This is a genomic window from bacterium, from assembly GCA_037147175.1.
In the GTDB taxonomy this organism is placed as follows: domain Bacteria; phylum Cyanobacteriota; class Vampirovibrionia; order Gastranaerophilales; family UBA9971; genus UBA9971.
Map to the genome: position 1 here is coordinate 1 of JBAWVS010000077.1, position 7,633 is coordinate 7,633.

Genomic DNA, 7,633 nt, shown 5'->3' on the forward strand with positions numbered 1-7,633 from the left:
TAATTTTTCTCTTCTTTTTTTATCGGAGAATCAATAAAATTTCTTAAGGTCCCGAAAAAAGAATTGTAGATTATCTTGAGAGCCTTATATCCTGATTATTGCTATTGGACACAGATAACTTTACTAAATTACAAATTCTTTATCTTCAACGTTATTAGGTTTTCCGAGAACTCTGACTAACTCAAGTACGGTTGCCTTCATTTGGCATCTTTGAGGACTTCCGTTGAAAAATTCGCTATAATAACAATTATTACAAACACAGCCTCTTTCATAACAATCAATAGCTGCTTTTGTCCACCTTCTCACAGACGCAACGCGTCCTAAATCCCTACATCTATGCACTAATTTATCTCCCAAAACACAATTCGTCAACTATACTATTTTTGTAGCCGTTTTTTTCGGGGATTAATACTTTATGAGATGAATTTATGGTTAAATTAATCTTCCCGTATTAAAATTATATACACAAAGAGTTAAAACTCAACAAATGTTTGTACAATTATTACATTACTAAACAAAAGGTTGAATACCATGCCATGATTGAATTTAACATGCTTTTTTATTAAAAAATTCGCCTTCACAAAACTTCATTAAACCAAATATTTTGTTATATACTTAATTTAAATAAACTTAAATTATAAAGTCAGATAAAAATTTCAAAAACGAAAATCCAAATCAAGATTTAGTCTTGACCCGCTAAAGCAAAAATTCTTTCAGGTGAAATACATTGAGTAAAGATAAAAAAAACAAGCAGGAAAAAGTAGCTGCATCAAACAAAAAAGCTTTCCATGAATATAGTATTATGGAAAAATATCAGGCTGGGATTGTTTTAACGGGGACAGAAATTAAATCTGTCCGTGCAGGCAGGGTTACTTTAAAAGACAGTTTCGCAAAAATAGAAAAAGGCGAAGTATGGCTTTATAAATCGCATATAAGTCCTTATGAAATGGGCAATATTTATAATCATGATCCTGAAAGAAAAAGAAAACTTCTTCTTACAAAAAATGAAATAAGAAAACTCACAGATAAAATAAAAGGTACAGGGGAAACTTTAATTCCGCTAAAAATGTATATTTCAGAAGGATGGGCAAAAGTTGAAATCGGAATTGCAAAAGGGAAAAAACTTCATGATAAAAGAGATGATATTGCCCAAAAATCTGTAAAAAGAGATATTGAAAGAGCGATGAAAAGATTTTAAACGTTCTTATAGGTTGTCATTGCTAATTAAATTTACGGGTTATTGCGGCAGAGGCTTTAGACTCGACGCGGCAATCTATTTTGTTTTTTATAGATTGCTTCGCTATGCTCGCAATGACGATTTTAACGGTTTAGCGATTCGATCTAAATAATTAAAATAACATTAAAAATCCAATGTTTTCAAAAAGTTGACCTTATACTATATTTAGCAATTTAATTGATACTAATTTAATTGTCTTTAAAAAATCTTTTGTTTTTTCAAAAAAAGGAATATAATTATTCAACGTAAAGCATATTTGACATAACCTGAAGCAAAGATTAGTTTTAATAAAAATTCCAAAATAGCTTATAAATTAAGAGTAGCCGGTTCTTATAGAAAGGGAAAATCGCATGCAATGGTTTAGAAATTTAAAAATTATGCAAAAGCTTTTAATTTTGATTGGGTTTTGTGTCTCTTTTATTTTAGTAGTCGGCATTGTCGGTTATCATTTTACCAATAAAGCGGCAAACGATATGACGAGCATGTTTTTTGACAGGCTTATCCCTGTTGAACAATTAAATATTGTTCGAAGCAATTCAAACCAGATTCAAGCTGATTTATTTGAAATGACAACATCAAAAAATAAAGCTAAAACCGAAGAATTAACAAAATCAACTAACGAACTTGTTGAACAATCAGATGAATTAATAGCTGCTTATTCCAAAACCAAACTTGACCCTTATGAAATAGAAAACTTGCCTAAACTTAAACAAATAATTGATGAAAACAAGTCAGGCATCCAAAAAATCATAGAATTATGCCAATCCGAAAATTATACGGCAGGGTATAATTTAGTCATAAAAGATATGGGGAACTTTGATAAAGCCGCAGATATAGCACTCGGATTAGCTCAGTACAACAAAAAAGTTGCAACTGAAATTAACACCCAAAACGACAAAGATGCTGCTTTAGCAACCATTATTATTTTTTCAACCATAATCCTTGCCTTTATTGTATCAATTTTTTCAGGCTATTTACTGGCAAGCTGGCTCTCAAAGAGATTAAAAACAGTAGTTGACAGACTTCAAGAATTTGAAAAAGGAAATCTTTCTAAGGAAAGTGTAATAATTCGCGCCAATGATGAAATAGGCGAGATTGGCAAAGGACTAAATAATACTCAAGAAAGCTTGCGCAACCTTATTATGCAGGTGTCTCAATCAGCGGAAGATATCTCGGCAAGCTCGGAAGAAATGAGTGCATCCTCGGAACAAACAGCTCAGGGTGCGCAGCAAACAGCAAGCAGTACAACTCAGTTAGCACAGGGTGCGCAGGAAATTTCCAGAAACGTGGAACAGGGTGCTTCTAATTTAAACAAAATGAACAAAACAGTTCAAGACGTGTTAGAAGAAGCAAAATTAGTATCAAAACTTGGAAATGATGCAGAAACAAACGCAAATATCGGTGCCGAACACATTAAAAAAGCTGTGAACAAAATAAACAGCATTAAAAAAGTATCGGAAGATATTTCAGTAAATATTTCCGAACTTGGACAATTAAGTTCTAACATAGAGCAAATTGTCGACTTAATCAAAAACATAGCGGGTCAGACAAATCTTCTTGCATTAAACGCAGCTATAGAAGCAGCAAGAGCCGGTGAACACGGAAAAGGCTTTGCGGTAGTAGCTGATGAAGTTAAAAAACTTGCAGGTCAATCCGCAGGCGCAACAGAAAAAATTACCTCAATGATAAAAGAAATTCAGCACAAAACCCAAGTTGCGGTATCTACAATGGGTAAAACAACTCAAGAAGTTGAAGAAGGTGTCTTTGTAGTCAACGATGCAGGAACAGCTCTTGAAACCATCATCACACAAGTAAAAGCAGCTAACGTAAAAATTCAGGGAATAACAAAAGAAATTGACGGAGTTGCTAAATCTTCGGAAGAAATGGTTCAAATGATAGAAAATATTTCTGCAATAACAGAAGAAACGGCAGCAAGCGCAGAAGAAATTTCCAGTATTACAGAAGAACAGACAGCAAGTATGGAAGAAATAAGTGCAAGTGCTCAAACCCTTGCAAGCATCGCAGAAATCCTAACAAAACAAGTTTCTGCCTTTAAAATCTAAAGGAGATTAATAAGTTGATGATAAATGAGTTTACTGATCAAAAAGAAATCCAGCTAATTATTTTTCAAATGGGAAAAGAAGAATATGCCGTCCCCATAACAAATGTGCAAGAAATAATAATGGTTCAACCGACAACAAAAATTCCCAGAACTCCTTCTTTTGTAGAAGGCGTTATAAACCTTCGAGGTCGAATTATTCCAGTTATTGACGGCAGAAAAAAATTCAACCTTGATGTAAAAAATGACCATAGTTCAAATGATTCAAGAATTATGGTGCTTGATGTTGAGCAGGAAATTATCGGATTAATTGTTGATGCTGTATCGGAAGTTATACACCTTAAAACAGATGATATTGTTCCGCCTCCCATTGATATGGAAGAAGATACAGATTTTCTCTGGGGTATCGGCAAATTAAAAGACAAACTGCTGATTCTGATTAATCCTACGAAATTCCTCTCTCATAATGAAGTTAAAGATTTAAAAAATCTTTCTAAATTTGCAGAATCTCTTGGTCAAACTCCTGAAGTAGCATCCAAATAGCTTTTCTGCCATAAAATAAAAACAGCCGTTGAACGTAAATTCAACGGCTGTTTCTAACTTTTCATAACCTGCTTATTCTTCCCAATAAGTCGCTCGGGCTCTTTCTGTTTCCCATACACAAACTTTTGTAAGTTGAGGGATTTGCTTTTTAAGTTCCAGATAAATAAACTTTGATATATTTTCGCTGCTGGGGCTTATGTCTTGAAATTCTTTCAGTTCATTTAAATCATAATGATCTAAATGGTCAAGAAGATCATTAAGCTGTTTTTTCAGGATTTTAAAATCAATTAAAATTCCCGATTCGTCAAGTTCTTTTCCCTGTGCGTAAACTTCAACTTTCCAATTATGCCCGTGAGGGTTTTCACATTTTCCGTCATAATTAAGCAAATGATGCGCTGCTGAAAAATGCGCTTCGACTTTTACTTCAAACATTTTAATTACCTTTTTTAACTTTTGTATAATTTTATTGTAAAAAAATATTACAATTTATTTAAAAATACAAGTTAAGCTATCAACTTATATTTTTACGACACTTTAATTATACGTATTAGTTGATTATTTTGAAAGTTAATTTTAAATGCTGTCTTTAAATTTTGTACAACCAAATATAGCAAGGTCTGTTAAGGTAAAAATAAAAACAAACGCTTTATCTAAGCAGCTTAATGATGATATCAAAGTCAATGATTCTGCATTTATTCATAATACAAATATTTATTATCAAAGTTCATTGATTAATAGAACTAAGTTAAATTTCTGTGGCAAAGAACACATAAAACTGCCCACTGATAAGGTAGAAAAGCTGTTTAACCAATCTTTACAAAAAATATATGAAACTAATAATCCTGAAGATAAAGCTTATTTATGTGAAGAAGCTTTAACAAAGGCTGAAAAACTAAGTCGAAATTATCATTCATCAATTACAAAAAAAATAACAAAAGAAGAAAATTACATGCTTGACGGTGATTTTCTCCACGAAATATCAGGACAAAAAATAGATTTTTCACAAAATTATTTTTGGTCATTAGAATTTAAAAATTCTGATGACCCTATAAGCAGAAAATTTTATAAACCTTTGCCTCAAGATTTTGATAAAATTTGTAAAAACACATTCTCTGAAATAGTCGATACGTATAAGAGATATCAATTTTTTATTGATAAAGGACTGATTAATTCAAATAAAACATCTTTGCCCTCTATCTTGAATTTGGCAATGGAATTGGTTGAGAACAGAGCAAAATCAAAAAACATAAAATTATCAATAAAAGGAAAAGATTTATTAGAAAATCCGGATGTCATACGTTTAACAAAAGATTATAAAACATATACGATTTTTTCCAATCTTCTTCAAAATGCCGTTAAATATACCCCTATCAATGGCAGTATTGAAGCGGAATTTTCACTAAAAAAGGCTCCTGATGATTATTCTCTTTTAAATTTTTCGGTTCAGGATAACGGCATCGGGATACCTCCTGAAGAAACAGAAAAAGTTATTAACGGAGAACGCGCCAGCAATGCCGTTAAATCAGGAATTCATGGCACAGGTCATGGTTTAGACCGCATAAGAAAAATTTTGAAATACACTCCTATCAAAGACAATAAAATAACGATAATCAGCCCTGTTAATCCTAATGCTCCTGACAGACCCGGCACAAAAATAATATGTCCGATTGCTATTTTGCAACACAAAAAAGATTAATATATTTAATAGATTTTTGACATTCCTAAAAAAATCATTAAATAAAAACATGCAGCTTTTATTTCCTCTTAATAGAGGTTATAGAATTATGTAAATTTTTAGAAAATAGATAGTAGAGGGAAAATCTCTACAAAGGAAGAAATGTGCCTTTTACGATTTGGGCAAAACTTTCCGCTTCAAGACTTGCTCCGCCAACTAAAGCGCCGTCAATATCCGACATGCCCATTTGTTCTTCTATGGTAGAAGGTTTTACGCTTCCGCCGTAAAGAATCCTGATTTTGTCGGCAGCATCTTGGGAAGAAACTTCGGCAACGGTATTTCTAATCATTTTAATTACTCTGTTGGCTTCAGGAGAATCACATGTTTTTCCTGTACCGATAGCCCAAATAGGCTCATACGCAATTACAGATTTTGTTACGTCTTCTTCGCTTAATCCTTTTAAAGCCGCTCTGATTTGTCCTGCCACGAACTCATCGGTAATTCCTGCTTCTCTCTGTTCTAAAGTTTCGCCGCAGCAGATTATAGGAATTAAGCCGTTTGAAAGAACTGCCTTTGCTTTTTTGTTTATCATTTCATCTGTTTCAGAGAAGTATTGTCTTCTTTCGCTGTGACCTATTACTATATAGCTTACACAAAGGTCAGCAAGCATAGTAACAGAAACTTCTCCTGTAAAAGCTCCGTTGTCTTCCCAGTAACAGTTCTGCGCACCGAGAAAAATGCCTTTTCCATGTTCAAGCACATTGCTTATAGCTTGAATCGCAGTGAATACAGGGCAAAGAACCACAACAGGGAGGTCTTCTTTTTTATAATCCATTAATTTTACTTTAATATCTTCTGTAAGTTCGACGGATTCATTAACAAGCTTGTTTAATTTCCAGTTTCCGGCGATTATTGGTTTTCTTGCCATTATGTGTCCCCTTATTTTTATTTATATAAATTGCTAAATTAACCAAACTGTCATTCCGAGTGAAGCGAAGAACCTGTATATTATTGAGCAGACTCTTCCGGCTAAAACCCAGGAATGACAATTTGTAGTTTGAATAAATTTTTATAATTTGCTTGCAACGAAAGCTGTGGTTTCAGCAAGTCTTGTGCTGTAGCCCATTTCGTTGTCGTACCAGGAAATAACTTTAACCATATTGTCACCGATTGACATTGTCAATTTGGAGTCAATACTGCTGCTGTATGGTGAACCGATAAAATCGGTGCTTACTAAAGGCTCGTCAACATATTCAAGATATCCTTTTAATTCGCCTTCAGCTGCTTTTTTCATAGCTGCATTCACTGCTTCAGCGGTTACAGGTTTTTCTGTTCTAACTACTAAATCAACTACTGAAACGTCAGGAGTTGGGACTCTCATAGCAAAACCGTTTAATTTTCCTTTTAATGCAGGTAATACTAATGAAATAGCTTTAGCTGCACCGGTAGATGAAGGAACAATGTTAAGAGCTGCTGATCTTGCTCTTCTTAAATCGCTGTGTCCTGCATCTAAAATTCTTTGGTCGCCTGTATAAGAGTGAACTGTTGTCATTAAACCTTCAACAATACCGAAATTCTCAAGAAGAACTTTAGCGATAGGCGCTAAACAGTTTGTTGTACAGCTTGCCATAGAAATTACGTTATGTTTAGCGGAATCATAATCATTTTCGTTCACGCCTAAAACGATTGTAGCGTCTTCATTTTTAGCTGGAGCTGAAATAATAACTTTTTTAGCACCGGCTGCGATATGAGCTTTTGCTTTCTCAGCATCAGTAAAGAATCCTGTTGATTCTATAACGACTTCAACGCCAAGTTTTGCCCAGGGAAGCACTGAAGGGTCTTTTTCTTTAAATAATAAAACTTTTTTACCGTTTACGGTTATACCATCTGCATCAGCGGTAACTGTACCTTCAAATCTGCCCATTACTGAGTCATATTTCAAAAGGTGTGCTGCTTCTGCCGGTGTTAAACCGGGATCATTAATTGCAACATAATCAAGTGTTTCGAATGAACCGTTTTTTACTGCGGCTCTGAATGTGTTACGACCGATTCTTCCAAAACCGTTTATCGCTACTTTTACCATTTACAAATCCCTCTTTTTAAATACATACACTTTTTT

8 protein-coding genes are annotated in these 7,633 nt (G+C 33.7%); 4 read left to right on the top strand and 4 right to left on the bottom strand.

All coding sequences use genetic code 11. The features are described from left to right. Positions 1-123: 123 nt before the first annotated feature. Positions 124-342 carry a hypothetical protein gene (locus WCG23_12555; GenBank protein MEI8390700.1) on the bottom strand — a complete coding sequence of 73 codons (219 nt, stop codon included), beginning with the start codon at positions 340-342 and terminating at the stop codon, positions 124-126. A 385-nt stretch (positions 343-727) separates the two neighbouring features. On the opposite strand from WCG23_12555, the gene smpB reads away from it, so the two are divergent. From smpB to WCG23_12570, 3 genes are all read left to right on the top strand, one after another. Then, positions 728-1,198, top strand: coding sequence for an SsrA-binding protein SmpB (gene smpB, locus WCG23_12560; GenBank protein ID MEI8390701.1), 471 nt, complete (start codon positions 728-730; stop codon positions 1,196-1,198). Between the two features lie 389 nt (positions 1,199-1,587). After that, positions 1,588-3,300 (top strand): methyl-accepting chemotaxis protein, encoded by a 1,713-nt coding sequence (locus WCG23_12565; protein MEI8390702.1) that lies wholly within the window; start codon positions 1,588-1,590, stop codon positions 3,298-3,300. 17 nt (positions 3,301-3,317) lie between these two features. Further along, a complete protein-coding gene (locus WCG23_12570; protein MEI8390703.1) occupies positions 3,318-3,839 on the top strand; it encodes a chemotaxis protein CheW in 522 nt (173 codons plus the stop codon). Positions 3,840-3,911: 72 nt separating this feature from the next. Here WCG23_12570 and queD read toward each other — a convergent pair whose 3' ends face one another. Then, on the bottom strand, positions 3,912-4,271 hold the full coding sequence (gene queD / locus WCG23_12575) for a 6-carboxytetrahydropterin synthase QueD (protein ID MEI8390704.1): 360 nt from the start codon (positions 4,269-4,271) through the stop codon (positions 3,912-3,914). Between the two features lie 145 nt (positions 4,272-4,416). On the opposite strand from queD, the gene WCG23_12580 reads away from it, so the two are divergent. Further along, a complete protein-coding gene (locus WCG23_12580) occupies positions 4,417-5,535 on the top strand; it encodes an ATP-binding protein (GenBank protein MEI8390705.1) in 1,119 nt (372 codons plus the stop codon). 127 nt (positions 5,536-5,662) lie between these two features. Here WCG23_12580 and tpiA read toward each other — a convergent pair whose 3' ends face one another. Both tpiA and gap read right to left on the bottom strand, forming a co-directional pair. Beyond that, positions 5,663-6,442 carry a triose-phosphate isomerase gene (gene tpiA / locus WCG23_12585; GenBank protein ID MEI8390706.1) on the bottom strand — a complete coding sequence of 260 codons (780 nt, stop codon included), beginning with the start codon at positions 6,440-6,442 and terminating at the stop codon, positions 5,663-5,665. Between the two features lie 141 nt (positions 6,443-6,583). Beyond that, complete coding sequence (gap, locus tag WCG23_12590; protein MEI8390707.1) at positions 6,584-7,597, bottom strand: type I glyceraldehyde-3-phosphate dehydrogenase; 1,014 nt, start codon at positions 7,595-7,597, stop codon at positions 6,584-6,586. Positions 7,598-7,633 lie beyond the last annotated feature (36 nt).